We start from the raw sequence: 26,300 nt of genomic DNA on the forward strand, positions 1-26,300 counted from the left end.
AATCATTATGAACCACTCTTTTGATTATATTATTGTAGGCGCGGGCTCAGCAGGTTGTGTGTTAGCAAATCGCTTGTCTGAAGATTCAAGTAACAAGGTATTGTTACTTGAAACCGGCGGCAGCGATAAAAGCATCTTTATTAAAATGCCCACTGCTCTGTCGATACCAATGAATACCGATAAGTATGCGTGGCAATTTCATACGCAGCCAGAAAAGTACTTAGATAACCGTGAAATGCACTGCCCACGCGGTAAAGTGCTTGGCGGCTCATCATCTATTAATGGCATGGTGTATGTACGTGGTCATGCGAAAGATTTTGATGAATGGCAGCAACATGGCGCTAATGGCTGGGATTATCAAGCCTGTTTACCGTATTTTAAAAAAGCAGAAAGTTTTTACCTAGGTGAAAACAGCCATCGTGGTGGAAAAGGCCCCCTTGGCGTTAATAACGGTAATAACATGGAAAACCCTTTGTATAGCGCCTTTATTGATGCTGGTGCTCAAGCGGGTTATGCCACTACAGCTGATTATAATAGTGCTCAACAAGAAGGCTTTGGCCCTATGCACATGACCGTTAAAAACGGTGTGCGCAGCTCAGCCTCTCGTGAATATTTAGATCCGATTAAACATCGCAGTAACCTAACAATTGTAACCGGTGCACTTGCGCAGCGCGTTATTTTAGACGGTAAAAAAGCAACCGGCGTTGAATACAAGCTCAATGGTACAGTTAAAACAGCCAAAGCAAGTAAAGAGGTTATTTTAAGTGCGGGCTCTATCGGTTCTCCTCACCTGTTACAACTGTCCGGTATTGGTGATACACAAATACTTGAAAAAGCAGGTGTTGAAGTAAAACATCACCTACCAGGTGTTGGTCAAAACTTGCAAGACCATTTAGAGTTTTACTTTCAATATAAGTGTAAACAACCCATTACCTTAAACGGTAAATTAGGCTTGTTTTCTAAAGGTTTAATTGGTGCAAAATGGCTGCTTACCCGTAAAGGTTTAGGCTCAACTAATCACTTTGAATCGTGTGCCTTTATTCGCTCAAAACCGGGGGTAGAGTGGCCTGATATTCAGTATCACTTTTTACCGGCAGCGATGCGTTATGATGGACGCAGTGCTTTTGCAGGGCATGGTTTTCAAGTGCATGTAGGTCATAACAAACCTAAAAGTCGTGGCAGTGTCACTATTGCCTCAGCAGATCCGACGCAGCCGCCAAAGATTGTGTTTAATTATCTTGAGCATCAAGACGACATTGAAGGCTTTAGGGCGTGCGTACGTTTAACGCGTGAAATTATTGAACAAGCTGCCTTTGACGACTTCCGTGGTGAAGAAATTCAACCAGGGCAACAAGTTCAAACGGATGAGCAAATTGATGCCTTTGTGCGCCAAGCAGTGGAAAGTGCTTACCACCCTTCTTGCTCTTGTAAAATGGGTGAAGACGAAATGGCTGTAGTTAACTCAAATACCCAAGTGCATGGCATGCAAAGCTTGCGTGTAGTTGACTCGTCGATTTTTCCAACCATACCTAATGGTAATTTAAATGCGCCTACCATCATGGTGGCCGAAAAAGCCGCTGATATTATTTTAGGTAATAAGCCTTTAGCTCATACAGGAGTTGATGTTGTGAATGCCACTGATTGGCAAACTTCACAACGAAATAAAACCCTTTAATTTAGCCTGCCATAAAGGCCACTCTTTTAGCAAAATGCTTTAAGGAGTGCCTTTATGCGCCTTGCAGTGGCTCACAAGCATAAATAGGTTATGCCTGTGTTAATGCAAGCACAATAAAAAACGGAGTATATATGTGTTATTTTTATTCATTCTGGGAGGGCGATAATGACTATTTGGCTTAATGCAGGCATTATTTTCACCTTACTTGCCATTGTTACTATTTTAATAAAATGGGGCAATGTACGCGTAGTAGGCGTCACACCAGTGAGAACATTCACTTTTATAGCAATCCTGTTTACCTCAGGCCTAGACGTTGGCCTTATTATGTTTCCTTTAACCGAATTTGCCGGTTATGCAGACATAAAAGCAAGCCCAGAATATGCATTTGCCAATCCTCTCTCAATTGAGTTTGGTTATTGGGGATTTTTAATTTGGGGATTTTATTTTCTTACGTGCTTTTATTTCTGTGTAATAGAACCCAAAGTGAAGTTTTTTGAAATTCCATGGGTTAAGTTTTTAAACAATGTGGTCATTATTGGTACTTGTGCGTTTACCGCTTACTTATTACTGAGTAACTTGCCGTGGTATTTACCTGAACTCGGTGATGGCTCAAATGTTATTCCTGCGTTTTACTTAATCGTGCTTGCCGCTATTTGCTTTGCGGTGTATTCAAGTACCGATATTAAATATGTGCGCTTTTTAAGTATTGCAACTACTTGGTTGTTTATCGCCCTAATTGGCTTTATGTGGGCTGATGCCTTCTTATTTGGCGACAGTGAACTCTCTGCATTTACTAAAAACATCGGATTAATTGGTAATTACTTTGCCAACATCAATGAGTTTGTATTACCACTGAATGATTACCATGAGTTTTACTTATTTTGGTGGTTTGCGTGGAGCATTATGATTGGTCAATTTACATCGCGTTTTGTGGGCGGTTTAAAAACCTATCAAGTCCTTGGTGCTATGCTGATTTTCCCATCGATTCCAATCGCTATCTGGTTTAGTGTGTTATATCACTACCATGAAGCCGGTATTCCAACCGAGGGAATCAAAAACTTTGCTATGGTGTTTGTAGGTATCGTATTTGTTATTAACTCGCTCGATTCACTGATTCGTTTATACACAGATAATTTAAACCTAACCGTAAAACGCTTTGGTAAATTTAAATATATTGCCATGAACGTTGTCGCTTTGTCGCTACTAACATTGCTATTTAAGCTTGAGTTTTTGCAAATTCAATGGGTTGGTGCTTTAGTTATAGGGTTATTCTTTATTTGCCTTGGTTTTATTGCCTACAGCAAACTTAAAACGGTCAGCAATATCGAAGGATCGCCTAAAGCGAATAAAATTGATTACACAAAAATAGAAACTATCAGCTAGGAAAACACATGAACAATAAATTAAAACAACTTTTTATCGCTTTACCTTTCACCGTTTTATCAACAACGGCAGCGGCTAACTGGTCAACAACGATTACGGCTGCATCTGATTACACCTTTAATGGTGTATCACAAACAGATAACGATCCGGCACTGCAAGCAAGCCTTGACTACGCGTATGATAACGGTGTTTATGCCGGTGTATGGGCATCAAACGTTGATTTTGGTGATGACACCGACTTTGAACTAGATGCTTACGTAGGCCGATACATTCAGTTAAACGAACAAGTAAACCTGGATTACGGTATTGCTTATTACACTTACCAAGGTAATAACAGCGATGGTAACTACGCAGAAGCGTATACTAAATTTGGTTACGCCAGTGACTACGGCCAAACAGAGCTTAACTTTTGGTACAGCTGGGATTACTTTGGCTACGATACTGGCCATGTGATTTCTATGATTGCGCACACTTACGAGCTTGCGCCAAATCATGCGATTCGTGCCAGCTTTGATATTTCAAACTCACTCGATGGCAATAAGTTCCAATGGGATGAAGCTAAGGGCGACAAATCGTATTATCACTACCGCTTAGCATACCAAACGAGCTATGAAGGGTTTGGCATTGAAGTGGCTGCTGAGAATACCAGCCTAGATTACGATTACGCAGATGAGCGAATTGTACTTGCTATCTCACGTACATTTGATTTGTAATAGTTAACAGGGTCTGTTGTACTTTTAAGATTGAATTTGCAGCAGCCTGTTTGGTATTTAGGCAAAACAGAGCCTATGTAGTGTTATTCCCCATAAATAGGCGATAACGTAGCATTAATGCCAAACAGGCGATGCCCAAAGGGTTCTTCCTAGGGGCGATTTACTCTTTGTTGCTCGGTTTTTACTTAGCCCACTAGGTTACAAACCTCGCGCCGCGATTAAACACCCCCTAGTTTGAACAAATTTCAATCCACAAAGGTCAACAGACCCTAGTAAATATAAAAAAACACGCTACTGGTTAGCGTGTTTTTTTATTGCCTAGCAAAATCTTACTTTTATATTATTTATAGCGTTATAATTGCCACGCATAACTGACTTTAGTAAAGAAAGTACGTTGGTCTCGCTCAATCCTTTTTAACGAGTCATCCTGATAACCTTTATCTGAATACCCTAAGTAAAATAAGGTTTGTGCGTTAATTTTGTATGAGTACACCAGCTGACTACCGTAATCTTTGTTGATTTCGCTAACCTGATAAAAATAAGCATCTTCATTTCTGTCTATATCTTCAAACTGTAAAATCAGTTTAAGCATAGCGCGCATACTAAACTTATAATAAAGCCTAAAATCAATAAGGTTTGCGGTAAAAACACGTCGCCCTTGGTAATCATCTAAATGGCTATAATTATGCCTAACATCGACCTGCCAATGGTTATTAATATCCCAAACAGCCTGCGATTGTGTGGTTAAAACATCGCCTAGCTGCTCATTAGTGTAATCTATACGGCTTGCATATTCGGCATATAACGATAATCTCAGATCTTTTGACGGTCTAAAAGCCGTATAAAAATAACCAATATTTTGGTTATAAAACTTGCCGTTATAATTTTCATAGCGATTTAACAAACCCAGCTCAAATACAGACTGCTTTTGACCTTGAAAGGTCATGTAACCTTCGTATTCTTCTTCAAGTAACTCGCCATTCTGCGCCCAGGTTTTATCCCAATCGGCGGTGTATGACCAGGTTGTTAGCATGTCATGTTCATCACCATACCAAGTTTGTCCGCCACCAAAGCCTACTTTTTCATAGTCTACCTTTTCTTGATAACCTAAATCGGTCCGATAATCCTCACCAATATTGTCATAGGTCGCGTAGAGCTTATAATCGCGCTTATCGCGTGTCAGCTTTAATGCATAAGCCCGATCAGACTGAGACTCTGCTAAATTGTAGTTATCAACTAAAAACTGCGAGTTGTTGGTATCAGCATGGGCTATTTGGTAATTAAGCGTATCTGACTGATTAAACCAATAGCTGCCATCAACCGATAGCACCGTATTATGGTAGTCGCTACTTTCGCGATGCGTTGAAGTAACACCAATAGTGCCTTGTTGGCCAATATCATATTGATAACGTGCCACCGCCGCTTTGGTTTTATCATTTAAGTTAGCAAAGCCCGAGCCTTGGTTACTTGGCAATAAAATATTACTGTTTTCGTCATCTGCAAACATCAGCGCATAACTGTGACTGTCGGTTTTACCGGTGAGCTTGGCGCCAATATTTGGCTCAGCTATGGTACGTGTATAAAGGAGTTCAAATAAATTACTTTTAAAATAAGACGCGCCATCTAAGAAAAACGGACGCTTTTCAGCGTAATAAATAGAGTAAGTGGTGTTTACATCCAGTTCTAACGAATCGGTTTCTACCTGAGAAAAGTCTGGATTTATGGTGGCATTAATTACTGCATCTTTGGTAACCCCCCAACGAAGATCAAGCCCAACCTCAGTGTCTACATCGCCATTATCCCACGCACCCGGTACTTGTGTTTTTTGATCGTTTCTCAGTGCGGTTAATGTTGGCGTTAGCTGTAGGTTTTTACTTGGTGCTAAATTATTAAATCCGCTTATTTTGTCAAACTGACATAAACTACATTTAATATCACGGTCAAAGCCTGTGCTTGATAATTGATACAACACATCACGCTGATAGTTTCGCATTACAGCAAAACCCCAGGTAGATTGATCTTTATTTTGCGCAAATCGCAGCGCTTTAAACGGAATACGCATTTCAACTACGTAACCTTGCTCGTTTATGGTACCGGCACTGTCCCAAATGGCATCCCACGATAAGTCTGACACCCATTCATCGGTATCCGTCATGCGAAGGTCACCTTGAGCGCCCAGTGGGTTTACATAAAACTCATAGCCTGTACGTTCATCGTTAAAGGTATCAATCACCAAACCGACAGTATCATCTTGCCAGAGGGTATCTCTATCACGAAGCGCCGCGCGAATTTTACTCGGATCGGGGTCGTAAGCTACAAACGCCACATATAAATTATGACCATCGTCATAAAGGTATGCATCTGTTTTTACTGGCGGTGTGCCTTTTTCATTCGGCTCATCTTGGTAGTTTACCGCAACATGTGTTGCTTGTTGCCAATGTGGCTCGTTAAGCACGCCATCTACATCAATATTTTTATTAATGTGCGCGAGTTGATAATTAAGCTTATCGGCAAGTGCATTAGGGCTGAGAGTTAAACCGAGGCTGAAGCTGATAAAAAACAGCAATGTTGTTATTTTTATAGGTATAAAGTACTGCATAAACATCCATTTAGGTTTATTTACTTGTTAAAAGTAAACTTTGCTCAGGAGTGTAAATTATACAGGTACATTTGTTAATAGTTGCGCGCTATTATTTGCAATAAAATTAACAAAAAACTAATACACAACGAAGTGGAATGATTATGTGTCGAGAAGTTTTAATTTATTAGCCACACCATTCCAGCTATCGGCATCTTCCGGGGCGGGTTTAACTTGGGTGATGCGTGGCCATATTTCTGCTAGCTCCGCATTTAATTGAGTAAACTCTTTTTGCGATTCAGGTAATTCATCTTCTTGAAAAATAGCATCAGCGGCACACTCAGGTACGCATAAACCACAGTCAATACAGTCAATAGGGCTAATAGCCAAAAAATTAGGACCTTCAAAAAATGCATCTGCAGGGCATACTGATACGCAATCAGTGTACTTACATTTTATACAGTTTTCGGTGACTACAAACGCCATAATGGTTTAATACCTAATGTTTCACAATAACAGCTGCGGATCATACCCAACCCTTACCAAAACACAATAAATAAGTGCCAAAAGTGGGCAATTTAACGTAACATATGGCGCTTATAAATCAGCGCTTTGTGCACACCCCTTATTGTGAGCGGAATTTAATCCCCGCTATGACACCTAAAGAGATATTAATGATACGTTTAACCGAAATAAAGCTGCCGCTTGACCATGACGAAAATGCCATTGGCCAAGCCATCATCAATAAATTAAATATAAGCCCAGAGCAGCTACACAGCTACAATGTGTTTAAACGCGGTTACGATGCACGTAAAAAAAGCGCCATTTTACTGATTTACACGCTTGATGTTGAAGTGGATAACGAAGCACAACTGTTAACCTCGTTTGAAAAAGACCAACACGTTAAAGTCTCCCCTGACACCAACTACAAATTTGTAGCGCACGCCAATAGCAGTATTAAAGAACGCCCTGTGGTAATTGGCTTTGGCCCTTGTGGCTTATTTGCCGGTTTAGTGTTGGCACAAATGGGCTTTAACCCAATTATTTTAGAGCGCGGTAAAGAAGTGCGTGAGCGCACCAAAGACACCTTTGGCTTTTGGCGTAAAAAGGCCCTTAATACAGAATCAAACGTACAGTTTGGTGAAGGTGGCGCAGGCACGTTCTCAGACGGTAAGCTCTACAGCCAAGTAAAAGACCCTAAACATTATGGTCGTAAAGTCATTACTGAGTTTGTAGAGGCCGGCGCTCCTGAAGAAATTTTATACGTGAGTAAGCCGCATATTGGTACCTTTAAACTGGTAACCATGATTGAAAAAATGCGTGCACGTATTATTGAACTTGGTGGAGAAATTCGTTTTAGCACGCGCGTTGACGATATCCATTTAGACAACGGCCAAGTGACTGGGCTTACGCTTTCTAATGGTGAACAGCTCGAAACTCGCCATGTGATATTAGCGGTTGGCCACAGTGCCCGCGATACGTTTAAAATGATCCACGATAAAGGCATTTATGTTGAAGCTAAACCCTTTTCAGTGGGCTTTAGAATAGAACATAAGCAATCAATGATTGATGAATGCCGCTTTGGCGATAATGCGGGTAACCCTATTTTAGGCTCTGCAGATTACAAATTAGTACACCATTGTAATAACGGCCGTACTGTATATAGCTTTTGTATGTGCCCTGGCGGCACAGTAGTTGCCGCAACATCTGAAGAAGGCCGAGTCGTCACCAATGGCATGAGCCAATATTCACGTAGTGAACGTAATGCTAACAGTGCTATTGTAGTGGGTATTTCGCCAGAAAAAGACTTCCCTGGACACCCTTTGGCTGGTATCGATTTACAGCGTAAACTAGAAGAGCAAGCCTATGAACTTGGTGGTAAAAACTACGATGCCCCTGCACAGCTTATTGGCGACTTTTTAAAAGGTAAATCATCGGCTAATTTAGGCGATGTACAGCCTTCGTATACGCCGGGCATAAAACTGACTGATTTGAGCAACGTATTACCTCCTTTTGCGATTGAAGCCTTGCGTGAAGCAATTCCTGCTTTTAACAAGCAAATTCGTGGTTTTTCAACTAATGATGGCTTACTCACTGGGGTAGAAACGCGTACTTCATCACCAATAAGTATCAAGCGCGATAAAACCTTCCAAAGTATTAATACTAAAGGGCTTTACCCTGCAGGTGAAGGCGCGGGTTATGCGGGTGGTATTTTATCAGCGGGTATTGATGGTATTAAAGCCGCAGAGGCGGTTGCGTTATCGATGCTAGAAAACGCCTAACTCGATTTAATCGACCTTTATCGAAAAACCTCACAATGTGAGGTTTTTTTGTGCTAAAAATAACCTGTGTTTCCATAAAATAGATAATAACAATGATTATAAAACGGCTACTTTTAACATTATGTGTTTGTACAATAACTAACTTACACGCAGCGGATAACAATACAGAGCTTAAAACCATTAGTGACATTCACAATGCCTATAAAAATAACACCACCACGGCTGAACAGCTTACCCGCACTTATATCGACAGAATAAACGCGCTCAATCCTAAATATAATGCGGTAATTAGTATTGAGCCCACTGCAATTGAACAAGCCAAACAACTCGATGCTCTGTTTAAAGCCGGAAAATGGGCAGGCCCTTTACATGGTATTGCGGTATTACTAAAAGATAACATTGAAACAACAGGTACATTACCCACTACAGCGGGCTCATTAGCACTTAAAAATAACATTACCAATAAAGATGCCTTTGTGGTTAAACAATTACGCCAAGCAGGCGCTATTATTTTAGGCAAAGCGAACTTAAGTGAATGGGCTAATTTTCGCTCATCGTATTCGTCATCTGGTTGGAGTGCAATAGGTGGGCAAACCCATAACGCCCATGATGTAACGCGTAATCCGTGTGGTTCAAGCTCGGGCTCTGCTGTCGCGGTTGCTTTAAATTTTGCACCTATTGCGCTGGGCACTGAAACCGACGGCTCAATTACCTGCCCTGCATCTGTTAATGGGGTGTACGCCATAAAACCCAGTATGGGACAAGTTTCGCGCGCAGGCGTGGTGCCACTTTCTAGTAGCCAAGATTCGGTAGGCCCAATGGCACATTCTTTAAAAGATGCACTCGCAGTATTGTCCGTCATTCAAGGGGAAGACCCTAATGATGTATCAACACTCAACGTAAATAGAAAGCTTGATAGTATAGCGCCTAAGCCGTCACTGAGAATAGGCGCTTTACCTGCCAGTAAGTTTACTGTGGAAACACAAAAACTTTACGCTAAACAGCTACAAGCATTAAAAGACGCAGGTCATACCGTTGTCAATGTTGAAGTAAAAGATGATTTAAGCACACTTTACGTTGATGAATACGCCATCTTGCTTTACGACTTTAAAGCCGAAATTAATCATTATTTAAGCCAAACACCAACGCAAGTAACGGTAAAAAGCTTAGACGATTTAATCGCATTCAATACCGCAAATAAACAGCAAGAAATGCTCTACTTTGAGCAAGATATTTTACAGCAAGCCAACGCGGTTGATTTGAGTGAGAAACAACAATATCAAAAAACCAAGGCGCGTTATCGCGCACTAGCAAACCGCGCTATTAGCAATTTATACCGCAATAATAAGCTAGATATTGTGATTGCACCCACCGTTTCGCCCGCCTGGAAAACCGATTTAATTAACGGTGATAACTTTAAAGGCAGTAGTAGTTCATTGCCTGCTATTGCAGGAACAACCCATATCACTTTGCCAGTAGGTAAAGTAAGCCACTTACCGGTTGGGTTGTCGGTTATTGCTAATCAAAATGCTGAAGCGGCTGCTTATGCGTACGCTGCTATTATCGATAATGTATTAGGCATAAAAAAACCTGAGTAAACTCAGGTTTTTTTAATGGCTTAGCTATCTTACTTTTTAAGTGATAGCTTTTCGCCTTTTAAGCTTTTACGTACATTAGAAATACGCGAACGGTTCTTCGCTCTCGCTTCACCGGTAGCTTGGCCTGATGGCTTATTAGCACGGGTGCGGCGTAAATGCGCTGGCTTTTTACCAATTTTATCAATCAGTACTTCACGATTACTTACTTCGTAACCTTCTAAGTAAACACGTTTAATTTTTTGACCAATTAAGGTTTCAATTTCAAACAACATGTTTTCTTCTTCGCGGCTAACAAACGAAATTGCTTGTCCTTGGTTACCAGCACGGCCTGTACGGCCAATGCGGTGTACGTAATCTTCAGCAAGCCAAGGTAAATCAATATTAATAACGCGCGGTAAACCGTCAATATCAATACCACGTGCTGCAACTTCTGTTGCAACTAGAACGCGTACTTTGCCTTCTTTGAATTCACGTAACGCACGACGACGGTTACCCTGCGATTTATCACCATGACACACTGCCGCTGGGATACCGTCTAGGTTAAGCTCAGTGACTAGCTCATCTGCGGTTTCTTTCATGTTTACAAACACCAGCACTTGCTGCCAGTTTTTCTTACCAATTAGCTCAGAAAGTAACTCTTGCTTACGGCGCTCTTCTACCGGGTAAACCACGTGTTGTACTGTGCTTGCGGTGCTGTTAGTTTGATCAACACGCACAATTTCAGGTTGCTTTAGCACTTTAGAGGCAAATTGTTTAATTGCTGCTGGGAAAGTTGCTGAAAACAATAAGATTTGACGCTCATCAGCACAGCTTTTTATCACGCTTTGCATGTCATTAATAAAGCCCATATCGAGCATACGGTCAGCTTCATCAAGTACTAAGTGTTTTACTTGGGCAAGGCTTAAGTTACCTAAACGAATATGATCAAGTAAACGCCCTGGTGTTGCTACTACAATATCCACACCTTCTTTGAGTGCAATTTCTTGTCCTGCGGTATTAACACCACCAAATAAACTCACTACTTTTAGCGAAGTGTACTTAGCAAAGTCTTTAAAGTTATTCGCTATTTGCTCTGCAAGCTCACGCGTAGGTGCAAGGACTAAGGCGCTTGGCGCATTCGTAGTACTGCTATCTGACTCAAATAACTTTTGGATAATAGGGAGTGCAAAGGCAGCGGTTTTACCTGTGCCGGTTTGAGCACTCGCTAAAACGTCTTTACCTTTACGAACAGCCGGAATAGCTGCGCGCTGAATGGGCGTAAGGGTGTGGTAATTAAGTTCGTCTAACGCCTGAATAAGTTCAGGGGCAAAACTAAAAGATTTAAAATTCATTGCTGTATAACCTGCGGCCACATTATCAAGGGTCGCAAATTATACAGTAAAATCGCTTAAACAGTTAGTTTTAAACACCAGAAACCACTAATTTATAAAATGCGGGGTAATTAGCTATTATTAGACGCTGTTTGAGTTAGCTAAATGATTTTAACTCGCAATATTAATCCTCGCTTATTCACTTCTTTATTGCGATTTTATAAACTTTACACCGTTCTTTTACATTGTGTTACATAACCATTTGCATTTAAATAAAAAAAGCAGGTACACTTTCCCGCCCATTTTGTGGGGTGAATATAAATTAAAGGAAATTAATAATGATAAAAAGATGTTTAACTGCTGCGGTATTAGTAAGCGCGTTTGTTTCAATGCCGTCACAAGCAAAAAGTGGCATCAACCCATGGCAACAATGTGGTATTGGCGCGATGGTTTTCCCAGATAATGGCGTTGCTGCAGCAATTTCTAATATTATTTGGGATTTAGGCACAACTGCAGTGTCTTCTAACATCTCTTCAGTAGAAAGTTGTGAAGGCGCTAACGTAAAAACAGCGCAGTTTATTCAACAAACTTTTCCTGTATTAGAACAAGAAATAGCACAGGGTGAAGGCGAGTATATCGCTGCAATGCTTAACGTACGTGGTTGTGATGTAACTGCACATCAACAAATTATCACTTCGGTACGTAACGATTACGCAAACGCGCCAATAGACAATGCACAAGCATTTTATGAATTAGTTGAAGGTAAAATTACAACTAACTTTTCATCTCAATGCGCTGCAATCTAATAATTAAAGGGCTTAACAGCCCTTTTTTTTTTGGTTAAACAATGAAACCTCTATTTTATTTAATTAGTGCTTTTTTATTCATCTCTTTCTCAAGCTCTGCCACGCAATCTATCTCTGTTTTAGCCAAACACCCAATATGGTTGAAATTAGGGCATTACAAAAACCAACCAGCTACCATCAGTTATATTACTAACGCATCATTTTTTATTGCAGATAACGGACGTACTGATCCGGCTGCCGAATTAAAAGCAACAATCCATGCTTTTAATAACCTGCCCTCAATGCCATGTCGCTACCCTGCTCGTTACCAATGGCTCAAAGAGCAAGGTTTAACCTTTTCAATGCCAGCTGCAGAGTGCCCCAAATTAAAGCAATGGCGAGAGCAACAAGCAATTCACTCTGTTAGTTTAGTATTTGCATCTGGTTATATGAGTAATCCCGCATCATTATATGGTCATTTATTACTTAAACTTAATCGCTCGACCGAATCAAAAAACAAATTATTAGATTACAGTATTAACTATGGCGCACACGTTCCAGATAATGAAAACGGCTTGGTGTATATTCTCAAGGGCTTGTTTGGTGGTTATAAAGCCGGTTTTTCAGATCAATTGTTTTATCGCCACCAGCACAACTATGGTGAAATAGAATTAAGAGATTTATGGGAATATACCCTCAATCTAAACGAGCGCGATGTGGTTTTTATTGCTAATCACTTATGGGAAATTTTAGGCACTGAATTTGATTATTACTTTGCCGATGAAAACTGTGCATTTCATCTTGCGCAAATTATTGAACTTGTTATTGGCGATCAACTAACCAGCGAAGGCGCTCCTTGGGTAATACCAGCCACTATTTTTTCAAGATTAAACACGGCCACTTACCAAGGCCAATCGGCGGTTAAAAAGATCACATTTACCCCCTCGCGCGACACTGTATTTGCCAAGCACGTTCAATCTTTAAGTGAAAAAGAGCTCAGCTTTGCTAAACAAATCTTTGCTGAATCAGCAGTACTTAAAAGCAAATCTTTTTTAGCTTTGCCAGTACAGTCTCAAAAAGCCATTATTGGGGCTTTATTTGAACTCGTACAAGTAAAACAAATTCAAAAGCAAACCCCTGTAAAAATAAGTGAGTTAAAAAATGCACTGATTAAAGCGCGCTTAAAGCTGCCAATGGGCGAAAACAAAGTAAAATTTCAATTTACCCAACAGCCACCACATCAAGGGCAAAAGCCCTCTAATAGCTCAGTTTCTGCGGTGCACACGGCTGAGCAAACACAGTACACTTTGGGGTTTAGGTTGAGTTATTTTGATACCCTTGCCTCTGATATTGCCCGCATTCCATTTTCTAATTTAGAAATGTTAGAAACCGAGCTGATGTTTACTGATGGCGAAACTTACATAAACAAAGTTCATTTATTAGATTTGGAGTCATTCAATCCAAACCAATTATCTTGGGCTAATGAATCTAAGTGGTCGTGGAAAATTAATGTTGGATTCGACAGACAACCAGCACTGTGCAGAACCTGTAAACGTAGCTTTGTTATGGGGGGAGCCGGACAAGCTTGGCAATTTAGGAACAACACCTTAGCCTATAGCTTAATTAATGGTTATTTAGGTGATTTAGCTAAAAACAGCCACTTTTATGATTCGTCGGTAGAAGTGGGGATTATTACTGGTACTGACTCAGGTATTAAACTTAAAGCATCCTACGAAAAGTCATTCTTAAATGCCAAAAACCCTGCGCAAACCAAACTAGAAATGGCAGTGCCTTTAAGCCAAGATATTGATATTAGATTAGCGGTCACTCACGCTAATTCAGCTATGTGGCAGCTTAAACTCAACTACTATTGGCAGTGATATAAAAAAGCAGCCTCTGTGTTTACAGTAGGCTGCTTTGAAAATTTAGTATTTAATAAATAGTCTAACAGTTTAAGATAAAATCAAAACCTTACTAATATCCACACACTGCGCTCGACTACCGACAAAATCTTGCTCATTAAGCTGATTAATTAGGGTTTCACCTTGTTGCTGTTGCTCATCGCTAAGCGGCACATAAGGCATTCTAAACACTGGGTTAACCGCGCCTGTCATCATCATCGCGGTGTTAATGGCAATTGGGTTTGGCTCGCAAAACAGCCAGTTAATTAATGGTTGTAATGAATTATTAAGCGCATCATTTTTGCTATCCATTAATTGACGGAACAAACCCGGGATCAGGTTAGACGTAACTGAAATAACGCCATGTGCTTTATGAGTATGGCGTGCATCGTGTGCTTCGTCATCATTACCAGACCAACACGCAATACCTTGTCGTTCATAGTGCGCTATACGCTCATTGCCACCACATTCTTTAACACCAATAAAATGCTCATGCTGGGCCAGTGGTTCAATAATATCAGGGGTGAGGTCTTGACCTGTGCGCCCTGCTACGTTGTAAATAAACGCCGGACCAATATCAAGCACACGTTTAAAGTGCTCTTTAACACCGGCAATTGATGTGCGCCCGTAGTAAGGGTTAATTTGTAATGAGGCATGCATGCCGCTGGCAAAACCATATTTTGTTGCTTTAATTGCTTCGCGCGTATTATTACTGCCGGTGTTACCTACAATCAGTAATTGCTCACCAAATTTATTGGCACTGTGCGCAATTAGCATTAAGTGCTCTTCCCAGTTCATTAACTGGCCTTCACCGGTGGTGCCACCAACAACTATGCCGTCAACACCCGCTGCAATTTGTATTTCAACGAGTTCATCATACTTTGCAAGATCGATCTCACCATTGGCTAAGTAAGGTGTTTTAATTGCAGTAATAAGGCTTGCTTGTTTAATTTGTTCTAGGGTGCGCATAAAAAAATCATTGTTATTAATACTTGCCCTATTTGTACCATATTTACCGCGCTATTTGCAGTGATAGCCAGTATTTAATTATAAAATGGCTTGTGTTATTGAGTTTGATGATACAAAATAAATAACTGTACAAATAAACAGTATTTTGTTTTTTACTATTAAGCGAGCCACTATGCGTTTATCTGACTATTTAAGCACTCACTTTTATCACACTGATGAGTTATGCCAAGCACTCAACATAGACACTGAAACTCTTGAAAATTGGCAAGCACAGAGCATTTTCCCTAAACCCAGTTATTGCATTAAAAATCAAATGAGCTGCAGCTCTTATTCAGGGTTATATGAATGTGAAGAATACGACGATTATTATCCCCGTGGCTGCGTAAATTGGGGGCAAGGATTAGTTAAGCAAAAAATTGAGTCATCTAACCAAGCTTTTAATTTGTTTGCTCAGCATTATACCCAGTGCTTGGCTAAGCTTGCACAGCAAGGCTTTATATTTAACGAAGAATTGTTTGGCTGTGAAATAGAAGAGCATTTACAGCAAGTGTGGCAACAGTTTTTATGCAGCAAATATGGCGTGCTCACCCAAAATGGCCTAATTGATGAAATTGTGGCTGTGGATATTGGCAGATTATTAGTAGACGATATAACCGAACTGCGCAGCAAAGCCAGTTTAGATAAAGATGAGCGCACCCGTATTCACCCTGCCATGAAGCTTTTAAATAAAGCCCTCAGCCATGGCGCCGATCACGAAAAGCAACTCACATTACGTAGCCGCTATATTGATGCTCTTATTTTAAAATACGATTTATCGATTAAGTAAAGGGTCGTATTTGGCTGAGGAGTTTAGCTATGTATGGATTGTTGGTTTTATTAAACAATGCCAACACTGTGCTTTGCGGCTTATTTTTAGTGCAACGAGACAAACAGTCCGACAACTACGCCTTGTTAATTGCAGATTTACGATTTAGATATGATTTCATTAACCGCATGAGATACATCATCTTTTATTACTGACTCTTCAATAATTGGTATTACCCATGAGACACCAAGCATTTCTAAAGAAAAGCGCCAATCTTTCCATAACTTTCCTTCAATGGTATCAAGACTATCAAGTCCAAATCTTGAAGATGCCCCCCACTGAGCAATTGAAGGCAGCTTAGGATCAACACTTTGCGCACCTAAAATAAACGGACGCTCCATATCTTCTAGCATAATTGCAAAATAATACTCTACTTTTTCAGTCTTATTTAGAAATCTCGAGATAATTACCATTTTTTACCAAACTGAGCTGTCATATAAAAGGATTGAAAGTTTTTTCTAAAATTATAGAAATGTTAATATGGCACTCATCTTGAAAAAAGTTGATAATTTGACTTTATTTTCAATAAATTAAATAACTATAGAAGCTGTAATTATATAAATATACATTGATTCCAACACTAAACTATTTGTAAGGCTGAAGCTTCAACAACTGACATTAGCGCGAAATTGATTGTTCTGTTAGACAATGCGTTTACAAAAATGAGCAGCCTCGGGACATTTCAGGAGAAACGGAGCAAGGCCACTTGAATTTTCAGGCACCCATAACAGCCTAAATTCTCTTTGTGTTGCATAAAGATCAGGCGGTTTTACGAAACCAATACGACCTGGAGGCGACTCCATGCCGGTATAGCTTCGATCTTTGTAAATGACCTTACCTGCAGCAGCTTCTTTTATCTTTTTTGATTTTTCCAAGGATTCAGAAATTAAAACAAAAAAGTCCTTCGGGTTTGTAACTTCTACGCAGTATCGACCAAACGTTTCGCTTAATTTTTCAGGAGAAAATTCTGTAGTTGTGCACAATACATAAGCATCTGGAAGTATGGTTTTCATTGTATTGTTACTTAAGGTTATGTTACTACAACCGGGGCCAATATAAACCCCACTTCTTCGGGCTACCTCAACAAAGCCCGGATCATTACTACCTCCTACAGCATAACCAGAATTGTAGGTTTCATAGGCCTCTTCAGGATCTCCTTGCTCAGGATCTTCGTATGCCCTGCAAGCCTCTAACGTGCTTAACCAAACTTCGCCACGCGCAAGGGCATCAGCTTGCCACTCTTCTTGAAAAAAACGATAGATAGATTGATTGTGCTCACCAAACAACAAAAGTGTATTGGCTGTTCGTTCAATTAATCCATGCTGTTCTAATCCCCTACGCTCTTTTTTTAACCTACTTTTTCTTCCCACGACAATTATCCTTTCGCCTAATCATTTTTTTAAGACTTTTGTCGGTTTATAAACCGTCAAATGTCCATACATTCCTTTTGTATTTATATTAACCATCAAAAAACATTTGTAAACGACTAGTTATCTCCTAACCTGTTTATGACTATGCAAAATTACACTAAAAAGGGTGTGTTCAGTAATATCAGACAAACCACTGCTACCAATGCAAACAGTATTTCTTATTAAAGATGGCTATTATGAAATCGCCTTTATAAACGGCTTTGAGTTTAAGAGAGCAGCTGAAAAGGGTGATATTTGAAGGGGGTATTTGGAGATGATATTTCAAAAAAAGAGCTGTAAGTTACAGCTCCTGTTTTGCTATTAGCCTAGTGACAGTTAACCAATGGTTTTATACACATCAATATTGGTAGAGGTAATAAGTTCGCCTACTGCATCACCAAAGGCTTTAAAGTGGGGTGCGTTTTTATGGGCTTCAAAATGCTCATTAGACGCCCATTGCTCACTCACTAAATAGCTAGTTTGCTCAGCATCGTTTTTAACTGATAGTTCGTAACGCAGGCAGCCTACTTCTTGGCGAGAGGACTGTTGTAAGTTTTCGAGCTCGGTTAAGAGGCGCTCTGCATCGCTATTTTCACTCGATAGTGTAGCAATTACCGTTAACATGGGTGTTCCTTGTTTCAAAAATAAAGGTGCAGCTCAACTGCACCTGTTTTGGTTCTGGCTTTTTGGTTATTGATCCCACTGTGGTGCAAAGTCAGGCGTTGCTTGGCGGTCGTTGCAATCAAGGCCATCAATTCGCGCTATATCTTCATCATCAAGTTTTACCTTGTCGTTAAAGTTATCTTCTAAGTTTTTACGCTTGGTCGATGATGGAATTGTGGTCATGCCGTTGGCATTTTCCCATGCAATAACCACTTGCGCTGGCGTTGCATCGTGTTTATTAGCAATATCTATAATGGTTTGATCGTTTAACACTTTACCAACCACAAACGGCATATAGGCTGTTACATGTATGTCATGTTGAGCACAAAAGGCGCGCAGTTTGGTATTGGTTAAATAGGGATGCACTTCTACTTGGTTAGTAAATATTTCACGCGAGTCTAACGTTTGCATCGCTTCTTTTAAGTTCGCAATAGTGAAGTTTGATACACCTATATGTTTGGTTAACCCTAACTTTTTAGCTTTTAGTAGCTCAGTCAGGTATTCGCTCATAGGCTCATTGTTTGATGGTGCAGGCCAGTGAACTAGCAATAAATCAACCGAGTCAACTTGTAACTTTTCTAATGATTTTTCTACACTTGCGATAAAGTCGTTTTTATTGAGTTTATTGTTCCATACTTTGGTAGTAATAAATAACTCATCTCTGGGAATATTACTGTCTTTAATGGCTTGGCCAACTTGCTCTTCGTTGCCATAAATTTGCGCGGTATCAATATGACGAAATCCTACTTCTAACGCCATTTTTACAGATTCATAAGCAGTTTTACCTTCTAAACGAAAAGTACCCATACCTAAGTCTGGCATTTCAATTACACGTTGTGTCATAGCTTTATCCTTATTAAATAATTGGTTTAAAATTCAAACGTCGTGTTTACTAAATACACCGATTACTTTTTGATTTAAAATTTCGACCTCATGAAAATACTGAGGTCATTCATTTTTATTTCAAGACTAACCTACATAAGTTTCGCTTTATTTAGCCTGAACATTTTGTTTATCTAGCCTGCCACTGTACCGGGTGACTATTAAAGCCAGCAATGAAACAACGGCGCCAATCCATGCGGTATCTTTTAGTTCCATGTGCTCTACTACAAGGCCCCCCGTAATAGAACCCAATGCTATGCCAATGTTAAATGCTGCTATATTTAATCCAGATGCAACATCGACTGCGTTAGGAGTATGTTGCTGAGCTTGCTTAACAACATAAAGCTGCAAACCAGGTACATTACCAAATGCAAATGCCCCCCAAACTAATATGGTTAATACGGCAGCAACCTTTGACTCCATGGTAAAAGTAAATATCAGTAGAATTACAGTAAGTGCACTAAAAATAATGCTCAGCGCACTGATCGGGCCTCGCTTGTCAGCTAATTTTCCACCCCATATATTACCAACAGCCACTGAGACACCATATACCAGCATAATTATGCCAATTGTTGAAGATGCAAATCCTGTCTGCTGCTCTAAAATGGGGGCCAAGTAAGTAAACGCAGTAAACGTGCCGCCATAGCCTAAAATTGTCATTAAATACACAAGCAGTAATCTAGGTTTAGTAACAACTTGAAGTTGCTCTTTAAAGGTTGCCGGTACTGATTGCTTTAAATTTTTAGGTACTAATACAGCACTTCCAATTAAAGCGATAATACCAAGTGATGACACCACTAAAAATGTAGCGCGCCAACCAAAGTGCTGCCCTATCCAAGTACCTAATGGCACACCCGTTACTAGCGCTACCGTAAGGCCGGTAAACATAATTGCAATGGCGCTAGCCTCTTTATCTTTACTTACTAAGCTTGTCGCTATCATTGAGCCAATAGAGAAAAATACACCGTGAGCAAGTCCAGTTAAAATGCGTGCTATTATTAACGTTTCGTAGCTAGGGGCTTGCCAAGCTAATAAGTTACCCATAACAAATAAGCCCATAAGACTTATAAGTACCACTTTTCGGTTCCAGCGACCCGTTAATGCAGTGAGAACCGGTGCGCCAATAGCTACACCAACCGCATATAAGCTCACTAGTAAGCCTGCTGATGGTAAGCTCACGCCTAAATCGTTTGCAATAGTTGGCACTAAACCCACTATAACAAACTCTGTTGTTCCAATTGCAAATGCGCTTAAGGTAAGCGCCCATAAAGCCAATGGCATAGTTACATCCTCATTTTTAAAATAGATGTACAGTGTGAGTAAAAATGCCTTTGCAATAAATGGCAAAATACTTTTGTTTATTTTGCAAATATAAATGAGTGAATTTATGCCTGTTCAAGCTAAAACTGAAGATCTAGAAATGTTTATTACCATTGTTGATTGTGGCAGTTTTTCCGGTGCGGCTAGTTTACTTGATTTAAATGTAGCTAAAGTTTCAAGAGCACTATCTCGTCTTGAAAGCAGGCTAAACTGCACATTACTAAACAGAACAACTCGGCGCTTAGAACTGACCGAGGAAGGGCATATATACATAGAATATGCGCGAAAGGCTTTAAACACGCTGCTCTTAGGGGAAGAAACAATAAAGCTACTAAAGCAAGCACCTAGCGGGCACTTGCGTATAGATGCAGCAAGCCCTTTTGTTTTGCATCAACTAGCGCCACTAGTTAATGAGTTTAAAAAGCAATACCCGCAAATCACGCTCGATATTACCTCACACGACAATATTATTGATTTACTTGAGCGCAAAACAGATTTAGCTATTCGCATTGGAGACTTAAAAGATTCAAACCTGCATGCGAGAAAATTAGGCCAAAGTAAATTAAAATTGGTCGCAAGCACTGATTATTTAAAAAATGCGCCACCGTTACAGCAAGTTTCAGATCTTAAAAACCATAACCTAATTGGTTTCAGTGAACCCAATACTCTTAATCAATGGCCCTTGAAGCATGAGCAATCGCTGCACTTTGATTTAAGGGCTAGCAGCGGCGAAACCATTAGGCATTTATGTATTGCTGCTCAAGGCATAGCACTTCTCTCACAATTTATGATTGCAGAAGATTTAGCCAAAAAACGATTAATAGAAGTTTTACCTCACAGCGTAAGTAGCCCAAATAATCGAGAATCTATTTATGGCGTTTATTACAAAAATGAGGCGGTTTCTTCCCGTATCGTTGCATTTTTAGATTTTATACAACCGCGACTAAGTTTATAAATCACTTTTAAATTGAGTTTAAAGAGCAACTTAATGAAATAATTTACATTATTGACGGTTTTAAGATTAAGCTGAGTATAAACATTGCAGTTGCATTATTTAGATGAGGTAGTATGGATTCTTTAACACAAGTTGCGTTAGGTAGCGCTGTAGGGTACGCAGTATTAGGTAACAAAGTGGGCCGCAAAGCGGTGTTATGGGGCGCTATTTTGGGCACTTTACCCGATTTAGATGTGTTTTTACCCTATGGCAGCAGTGTTGAAGCATTTACTTATCACCGTGGCTTTAGCCATTCATTTTTTGTGCACTTGTTAATTAGCCCTTTGATTGTTTGGCTAATTTTAAAAATACACACTGGCATGCAAGCGTATAAAACACGTTGGTTTTGGTTAGTGTTTTTGTGTTTATCAACCCATGCACTATTGGATGCACTTACTGTGTACGGTACGCAATTAATGTGGCCACTTACAGAGCATCCGTTTGCAATTTCAAATATGTTTATTATTGATCCCCTCTACACGTTACCGTTATTAGTAGGGGTTATAGGCACTTTAATACCAAAAATAACCGCCCCAACCGCCTACAAAATTAACGCAATTACGCTCACAGTAAGTACTCTCTATTTATGTTGTTCGCTTATTCTTAAAGTTGTTATTGACGATAAAGTCAACACTGCGCTACAAAACAGAGACATTACTGTCAATGAATACATTAGCACTCCAGCACCGTTTACTACTTTACTTTGGCGGGTGGTTGTGATGTCGGATGGGAAATATTATGAAGGCTATGCATCGGTGTTTGATACACCCAACGAGGTTACCTTAAATGCATACCAAACAACCCCTTCTTTACTAAACGAGATTAAAAATGAATGGGGTGTTAAACGCTTGCAGTGGTTTACAAAAGGGTTTTATTCCGTTCGCGAGCAGCAAGACAAAGTTATTCTCTCTGATTTACGCATGGGCATGAAGTGTGCTTATGTGTTTAATTTTGTTGTCGGTCAGAAAGATGGCTCAGCAATCAGTGTCGGTAATTTTGAAAAAATAAGTCAAAGACCCAACTTAAACAACCTACCTAAAATATGGGATAGAATTTGGCACCCCGATACCGTATTGGCATCGCCATTAGCAAAAAATAATTGTGTAGAGCAATAATACCAACTATAACTGCCATCTTTTGAGTAAACTCAACTCAATACCTTGTTGAGTTTACCTCTATTTAGTTAGGGGTTATCGTATAATTGGGTTCTGTTTTTTCCGCGCTCTTTGGCTTCATATACCGCATTATCGGCTTGGGCAAATAAATCAGTAAACGTCGTTTTCGCAGTACTCAAACTTGCCCCAATACTGGCGGTTACTGGGCGATTACCTACTTTAATTTCAGCAATTAATAAATGCAGCCTTTGACAAAATGACAAAGTATCTGCTTTATTTGTATCTGGCACCATAATTAAAAACTCTTCACCGCCGTAACGAGAAATAAGGTCGGTTTGTCGACCAAAATGTTTAAGACGTTGCCCCAACTCTTTTAAAACTCGATCCCCTTCTAAATGCCCAAAGGTATCATTAACGACTTTAAAATTATCAATATCGATAATTAACAATGCAACCGACTGCTTTGATCGCATAGCCTGTTCGAGTAACAGCACGCTGCGGCAATTCATCTCTCTTCTATTTAATAAATTGGTTAACTCATCGGTAGACGCTAAAGATTGTAAGCGTTCAGTTTGCGCTTCTAACTTTTCCCGTGTTTTAATCAGCTCGTCGTAAAGCTTATCTCGCTGAGTCGCGTTAAAAAAGCTCCAGTATATATAGCCCTTTTCATCAAGCTGAGCATTAACGGTAACGGCCATACGCTCGCCTTGGGCGCTGAGCATAATTAACTGCATTTCTTGACACGCTTTTTCATGCAGTAAGGTAGGAAGCACATAACTTTGTAAAAATATTTTTGATGATTTAGTTATAATTTTATCAACCGACTTGCCAATAAGCTCATTACAATTCCACTGTAATTCCTTTTGAAAATAAGTATTTGCATAAACAATAATGTTATCTGCATTTGTCACTAATGCACCATTTAAAAAGTGATCTGCGGAATAATCAGCAAGCTTTTCATCTACTTTATCAAGTGACATGTGGCTAACTCACAAAATCAAAAATTAAACGGCTGACTGTTTCTGGGTGCGTCATATGAATACAGTGGCCATGCGCACTAATAACCTTAAGTGTTGCATTTGAAATTTCATTCGCTACAAACTCCCCAACAGAAGGCGCGGCTAAAGCATCATTTTCACTTTGTAAAATTAAAGTAGGCTGTTTTATATGTTCAAGTATAAAACGGTAGTCGGATAAAAACGTGGCTTCTGCAAAGGTTTTTGCAATAAGGGGATCTGTTGAGCAAAAACTTCCCGATAGTTCCGCTATAAATTCATCTGGATGAGAGTTGCCCATTACTAGAGGCGCTAAATAATTTGCCCAACCAATGTAATTTTTATCCATTAGGTTTAGTAATTCGTGAAGGTCTTGTTTTTCAAATCCACCAAAATAATCAGGGGGTAAATTTAAAAAGCACGGTGAGGGGCACACCATAACCAGCTTAGAAAATAGCTCTGGTTGCTCAATGGCAGCAAGTGCGCCAATGGTGCCACTAACCGAGTGGCCTATAAATGTAATATCGGTAAGTTCAAGTGCGGCACATATTTCTAGTACGTCTTTGGCATACCCATCAAGGGTTGAGTAGCGCTGTTTATTATATTTAGACACATCAGAGTTACCTGAGCCTACATAATCAAACAGCACTAAAGTAAAATGTTGTTCAAGGGCAGGAATAATAAATCGCCACATGTTTTGGTCGCAACCAAATCCGTGAGCCAACACCAAGGTTTTATCACCCTTGCCAATTATTTTGACGTTGTTTCTGCTGAGTATTTCATTTAAATGTTGCATGCTGAATTATCCCTTTCTTATTTCAACTTATTAATGGTAGTTCAACTACGAGCCGAAACTACTATTTTAACACTAAATGTAGTTTAACTTATTATAAAGCTTTAAACATCAATTAGTTAGTTGAAAAATAATCAAGGGGCAAAGTACATACTATTTTATTGAATAAGTGTAATTAATTATTTCGCTTATATATAAAAACAATGCCTTTATAACATTAAATTACAATCGTATAGCCAGTGTTAGTATAATGACTAATTAATATGCCTAATACAAACAGTTAGTTTTGGTGCTCATACTGTCCGCGATATACTTCAAATACTTTTAGCACGGTGTGTTGTTCTTTTGAAAGAGAGTCAAACCAGTCATCAAATAACTCATCATCTTCTTGTTCGCTTAATGCTAAATAATGAGCAAGCAATTCAATGATATCGTTATGAGAACATGCGAGTGAGTCAACTTGTTTTGCCAATACACTATGATCGCGCTCCCTAAGAGTGTCCATAACTCCTTGGTCGATTTGGTCCTGTTTCGTTTGAGCGTCACTCATAAACTACCTCTATTCTACGTGTTTAAATTTTTATTATTTTTTTTGCTGAAACTAGTTATAGCAGCCTAAATACTAATAGCCAGTACTTTTGATCTAAGTGCTTATTTTTTGACTAGTTTGTGCAAATACCCAGCAATTACGGTGCATTAAAGACAATTTAACCAAAGTTCAAGCTATTTAAAATGATTTGCAAAGGGAAATTAAATGCGCCAAATTAAATGATATACTATCACATAACATTAAAGGCGTTTAATGAAACCAAATATTCACCCTGATTACCATGTGGTTGCTTTTCATGATACTGCAGCCGATTCATATTTCATTATAGGTTCAACCATCAAAACCGACCGCACTATCGAAATAGACGGTAATACATATCCCTATGTGCCTATTGATGTTTCATCTGACTCACACCCATTTTATACAGGCAAACAAAAAACGCTCGCATCTGATGGCCGCGTTGCGCAATTTAATCGTCGTTTTAAAAACTTATCTTCGGCTAAAAAGGAAAGCAAATGAAAGTATTAAGTTCATTAAAAAGCGCAAAGCAACGACCTGGTTGTCAAATTGTAAAGCGTAAAGGGCGCGTGTTCGTGATATGTAAAGATAATCCTAGATTTAAGGCCGTACAGGGTATGAAGAAAAAATAGTGGGATAAAATAATAATGCCGAGTTTATTACTCGGCATTATTGTTAAAGGGTATTTACTTTACTTCAACAGAAAACTCAGGCACTGCCTGAATAACCTTTTTCACGGTACATGTATTTACAGCAGCAATAAGTGCTTTTTTATATTTATCGGGGAAACCTTCAGGCAACCCAATTTCAATAGAAAAACGTTTTTTACCGTTTTCATCTACATTCTCGTTATTTTGTGTCAGCGTCATGCCGTCGGTTGAGATCTCTCTTTGCTGACAAAATTTACGCGCATAAAAACCAGCGCACAAAACCATGCTAACCAAAAAATAGTCAAATGGTTCTGGGTGCTCTGCCCCACCACCGGCATTGATGCTTTGATCGCTTATTACTTCATGCTCACCAAACTTAGCACTCAACTTTTGACCGTCTAACATTGAAACTGAAATTTCCATTGCTAATCCTTATTTTCCAAACAGTAATTCAAAAAAGCCTGGAGGCTCATGTAATTTATGATATTTTTTGCGTAAATTATCGATGGCTTTAAGTGGTTTTTTTGCAGCTTCGAGTCCCTGCTCATTCGCTACTTTTTTTGCCAACTGGGCTTGAACCAGTACTTTATCGAGCCCTTGCACCGACTTCTCAGCTTCTTTATAAAATTTGGCTTTCTTACCTTGCTCTATCAATCCAATAAATTGATCGATAGCACCATTAAATTCTTGCAGCTGGGTTGCTTCAACACTTTGTTTATAAGCCAGCCCAATATTTTTCATGGTCTTTTCTAAATCACTTACGTCATTAGCGGCAACTGTTTGACTAAAGAGTAATACTATTAACAATAAAACTGCTTTCATTCATAAATCCTAAAAAAATTAATTGCTGCA

Annotated in this window: 26 protein-coding genes; 12 read left to right on the forward strand and 14 right to left on the reverse strand. The window is 39.5% G+C overall.

The window, feature by feature from the left end:
• The first annotated feature begins 7 nt into the window (after window positions 1-7).
• The 3 genes from betA (at window position 8) to ABZP26_RS16805 (ending at window position 3,771) form a co-directional block, all read left to right on the forward strand.
• A complete protein-coding gene (gene betA / locus ABZP26_RS16795; protein ID WP_368485768.1) occupies window positions 8-1,675 on the forward strand; it encodes a choline dehydrogenase in 1,668 nt (555 codons plus the stop codon).
• Between the two features lie 165 nt (window positions 1,676-1,840).
• Window positions 1,841-3,058 (forward strand): BCCT family transporter, encoded by a 1,218-nt coding sequence (locus ABZP26_RS16800; RefSeq protein WP_013463220.1) that lies wholly within the window; start codon window positions 1,841-1,843, stop codon window positions 3,056-3,058.
• A gap of 8 nt (window positions 3,059-3,066) precedes the next feature.
• Entirely contained in the window at window positions 3,067-3,771 is a 705-nt protein-coding gene (locus ABZP26_RS16805) for a TorF family putative porin (RefSeq protein WP_096039081.1), read from the forward strand.
• 352 nt (window positions 3,772-4,123) lie between these two features.
• Here the strand turns inward: ABZP26_RS16805 and ABZP26_RS16810 are convergent, their stop codons facing one another.
• Entirely contained in the window at window positions 4,124-6,370 is a 2,247-nt protein-coding gene (locus tag ABZP26_RS16810) for a DUF5916 domain-containing protein (RefSeq protein WP_368485769.1), read from the reverse strand.
• Window positions 6,371-6,511: 141 nt separating this feature from the next.
• Window positions 6,512-6,835, reverse strand: coding sequence for a ferredoxin FdxA (gene fdxA, locus ABZP26_RS16815; RefSeq protein ID WP_008114035.1), 324 nt, complete (start codon window positions 6,833-6,835; stop codon window positions 6,512-6,514).
• A 188-nt stretch (window positions 6,836-7,023) separates the two neighbouring features.
• Here fdxA and ABZP26_RS16820 point away from each other — a divergent pair, with 188 nt between their 5' ends.
• Window positions 7,024-8,631 (forward strand): NAD(P)/FAD-dependent oxidoreductase, encoded by a 1,608-nt coding sequence (locus ABZP26_RS16820; protein WP_013463219.1) that lies wholly within the window; start codon window positions 7,024-7,026, stop codon window positions 8,629-8,631.
• A gap of 92 nt (window positions 8,632-8,723) precedes the next feature.
• Window positions 8,724-10,229: an amidase family protein gene (locus ABZP26_RS16825; protein WP_368485770.1), complete on the forward strand. Its 1,506-nt coding sequence runs from the start codon at window positions 8,724-8,726 to the stop codon at window positions 10,227-10,229.
• Window positions 10,230-10,258: 29 nt separating this feature from the next.
• On the opposite strand, the gene ABZP26_RS16830 is transcribed toward ABZP26_RS16825, so the two are convergent.
• Window positions 10,259-11,560, reverse strand: coding sequence for a DEAD/DEAH box helicase (locus tag ABZP26_RS16830; protein WP_008114027.1), 1,302 nt, complete (start codon window positions 11,558-11,560; stop codon window positions 10,259-10,261).
• 317 nt (window positions 11,561-11,877) lie between these two features.
• Between ABZP26_RS16830 and ABZP26_RS16835 the strand changes: the two genes are divergently transcribed.
• Together ABZP26_RS16835 and ABZP26_RS16840 are read left to right on the forward strand one after the other, a co-directional pair.
• Window positions 11,878-12,345, forward strand: a complete 468-nt coding sequence (locus ABZP26_RS16835) for a DUF3015 family protein (protein WP_008115277.1) — start codon at window positions 11,878-11,880, stop codon at window positions 12,343-12,345.
• 41 nt (window positions 12,346-12,386) lie between these two features.
• Complete coding sequence (locus ABZP26_RS16840) at window positions 12,387-14,204, forward strand: DUF4105 domain-containing protein (RefSeq protein ID WP_368485771.1); 1,818 nt, start codon at window positions 12,387-12,389, stop codon at window positions 14,202-14,204.
• 72 nt (window positions 14,205-14,276) lie between these two features.
• On the opposite strand, the gene dapA is transcribed toward ABZP26_RS16840, so the two are convergent.
• Window positions 14,277-15,194, reverse strand: a complete 918-nt coding sequence (dapA, locus tag ABZP26_RS16845; protein WP_368485772.1) for a 4-hydroxy-tetrahydrodipicolinate synthase — start codon at window positions 15,192-15,194, stop codon at window positions 14,277-14,279.
• A 172-nt stretch (window positions 15,195-15,366) separates the two neighbouring features.
• Here dapA and ABZP26_RS16850 point away from each other — a divergent pair, with 172 nt between their 5' ends.
• Window positions 15,367-16,020, forward strand: a complete 654-nt coding sequence (locus tag ABZP26_RS16850) for a DUF6058 family natural product biosynthesis protein (RefSeq protein WP_008115283.1) — start codon at window positions 15,367-15,369, stop codon at window positions 16,018-16,020.
• A gap of 137 nt (window positions 16,021-16,157) precedes the next feature.
• Here ABZP26_RS16850 and ABZP26_RS16855 read toward each other — a convergent pair whose 3' ends face one another.
• From ABZP26_RS16855 to ABZP26_RS16875, 5 genes are all read right to left on the reverse strand, one after another.
• Window positions 16,158-16,412, reverse strand: a complete 255-nt coding sequence (locus ABZP26_RS16855; RefSeq protein ID WP_013463214.1) for a hypothetical protein — start codon at window positions 16,410-16,412, stop codon at window positions 16,158-16,160.
• A 288-nt stretch (window positions 16,413-16,700) separates the two neighbouring features.
• Complete coding sequence (locus tag ABZP26_RS16860) at window positions 16,701-17,429, reverse strand: hypothetical protein (protein ID WP_013463213.1); 729 nt, start codon at window positions 17,427-17,429, stop codon at window positions 16,701-16,703.
• 375 nt (window positions 17,430-17,804) lie between these two features.
• Window positions 17,805-18,092 (reverse strand): putative quinol monooxygenase, encoded by a 288-nt coding sequence (locus ABZP26_RS16865; protein WP_368485773.1) that lies wholly within the window; start codon window positions 18,090-18,092, stop codon window positions 17,805-17,807.
• 66 nt (window positions 18,093-18,158) lie between these two features.
• A complete protein-coding gene (gene dkgB / locus ABZP26_RS16870) occupies window positions 18,159-18,974 on the reverse strand; it encodes a 2,5-didehydrogluconate reductase DkgB (RefSeq protein ID WP_013463211.1) in 816 nt (271 codons plus the stop codon).
• A 147-nt stretch (window positions 18,975-19,121) separates the two neighbouring features.
• Window positions 19,122-20,294 (reverse strand): MFS transporter, encoded by a 1,173-nt coding sequence (locus ABZP26_RS16875; RefSeq protein WP_029609950.1) that lies wholly within the window; start codon window positions 20,292-20,294, stop codon window positions 19,122-19,124.
• Window positions 20,295-20,400: 106 nt separating this feature from the next.
• On the opposite strand from ABZP26_RS16875, the gene ABZP26_RS16880 reads away from it, so the two are divergent.
• Both ABZP26_RS16880 and ABZP26_RS16885 read left to right on the forward strand, forming a co-directional pair.
• The gene (locus ABZP26_RS16880) at window positions 20,401-21,288 is read left to right on the forward strand and encodes a LysR family transcriptional regulator (protein WP_368485884.1); all 888 of its coding nucleotides are present in this window, start codon (window positions 20,401-20,403) and stop codon (window positions 21,286-21,288) included.
• A gap of 113 nt (window positions 21,289-21,401) precedes the next feature.
• Entirely contained in the window at window positions 21,402-22,442 is a 1,041-nt protein-coding gene (locus ABZP26_RS16885; RefSeq protein WP_368485774.1) for a metal-dependent hydrolase, read from the forward strand.
• 68 nt (window positions 22,443-22,510) lie between these two features.
• On the opposite strand, the gene ABZP26_RS16890 is transcribed toward ABZP26_RS16885, so the two are convergent.
• The 3 genes from ABZP26_RS16890 to ABZP26_RS16900 form a co-directional block, all read right to left on the reverse strand.
• The gene (locus ABZP26_RS16890) at window positions 22,511-23,422 is read right to left on the reverse strand and encodes a diguanylate cyclase (RefSeq protein WP_013463208.1); all 912 of its coding nucleotides are present in this window, start codon (window positions 23,420-23,422) and stop codon (window positions 22,511-22,513) included.
• Between the two features lie 4 nt (window positions 23,423-23,426).
• Window positions 23,427-24,233, reverse strand: a complete 807-nt coding sequence (locus ABZP26_RS16895) for an alpha/beta fold hydrolase (RefSeq protein ID WP_013463207.1) — start codon at window positions 24,231-24,233, stop codon at window positions 23,427-23,429.
• A gap of 277 nt (window positions 24,234-24,510) precedes the next feature.
• Window positions 24,511-24,780 carry a hypothetical protein gene (locus ABZP26_RS16900; protein WP_013463206.1) on the reverse strand — a complete coding sequence of 90 codons (270 nt, stop codon included), beginning with the start codon at window positions 24,778-24,780 and terminating at the stop codon, window positions 24,511-24,513.
• Window positions 24,781-25,032: 252 nt separating this feature from the next.
• Here ABZP26_RS16900 and ABZP26_RS16905 point away from each other — a divergent pair, with 252 nt between their 5' ends.
• Window positions 25,033-25,299, forward strand: a complete 267-nt coding sequence (locus ABZP26_RS16905) for a type B 50S ribosomal protein L31 (protein ID WP_013463205.1) — start codon at window positions 25,033-25,035, stop codon at window positions 25,297-25,299.
• On the forward strand, window positions 25,296-25,430 hold the full coding sequence (gene ykgO, locus ABZP26_RS16910) for a type B 50S ribosomal protein L36 (protein WP_004586489.1): 135 nt from the start codon (window positions 25,296-25,298) through the stop codon (window positions 25,428-25,430). Before ABZP26_RS16905 ends, ykgO begins: the two co-directional genes overlap by 4 nt.
• 54 nt (window positions 25,431-25,484) lie before the next feature.
• Here ykgO and ABZP26_RS16915 read toward each other — a convergent pair whose 3' ends face one another.
• Window positions 25,485-25,871 (reverse strand): OsmC family protein, encoded by a 387-nt coding sequence (locus tag ABZP26_RS16915; RefSeq protein WP_016899710.1) that lies wholly within the window; start codon window positions 25,869-25,871, stop codon window positions 25,485-25,487.
• A gap of 9 nt (window positions 25,872-25,880) precedes the next feature.
• Window positions 25,881-26,270, reverse strand: a complete 390-nt coding sequence (locus ABZP26_RS16920; protein ID WP_028834754.1) for a cytochrome b562 — start codon at window positions 26,268-26,270, stop codon at window positions 25,881-25,883.
• Window positions 26,271-26,300: the final 30 nt, after the last annotated feature.

The sequence above is a fragment of the Pseudoalteromonas sp. SD03 genome (assembly GCF_040937955.1).
Classification (GTDB): Bacteria; Pseudomonadota; Gammaproteobacteria; order Enterobacterales; family Alteromonadaceae; genus Pseudoalteromonas; species Pseudoalteromonas tetraodonis.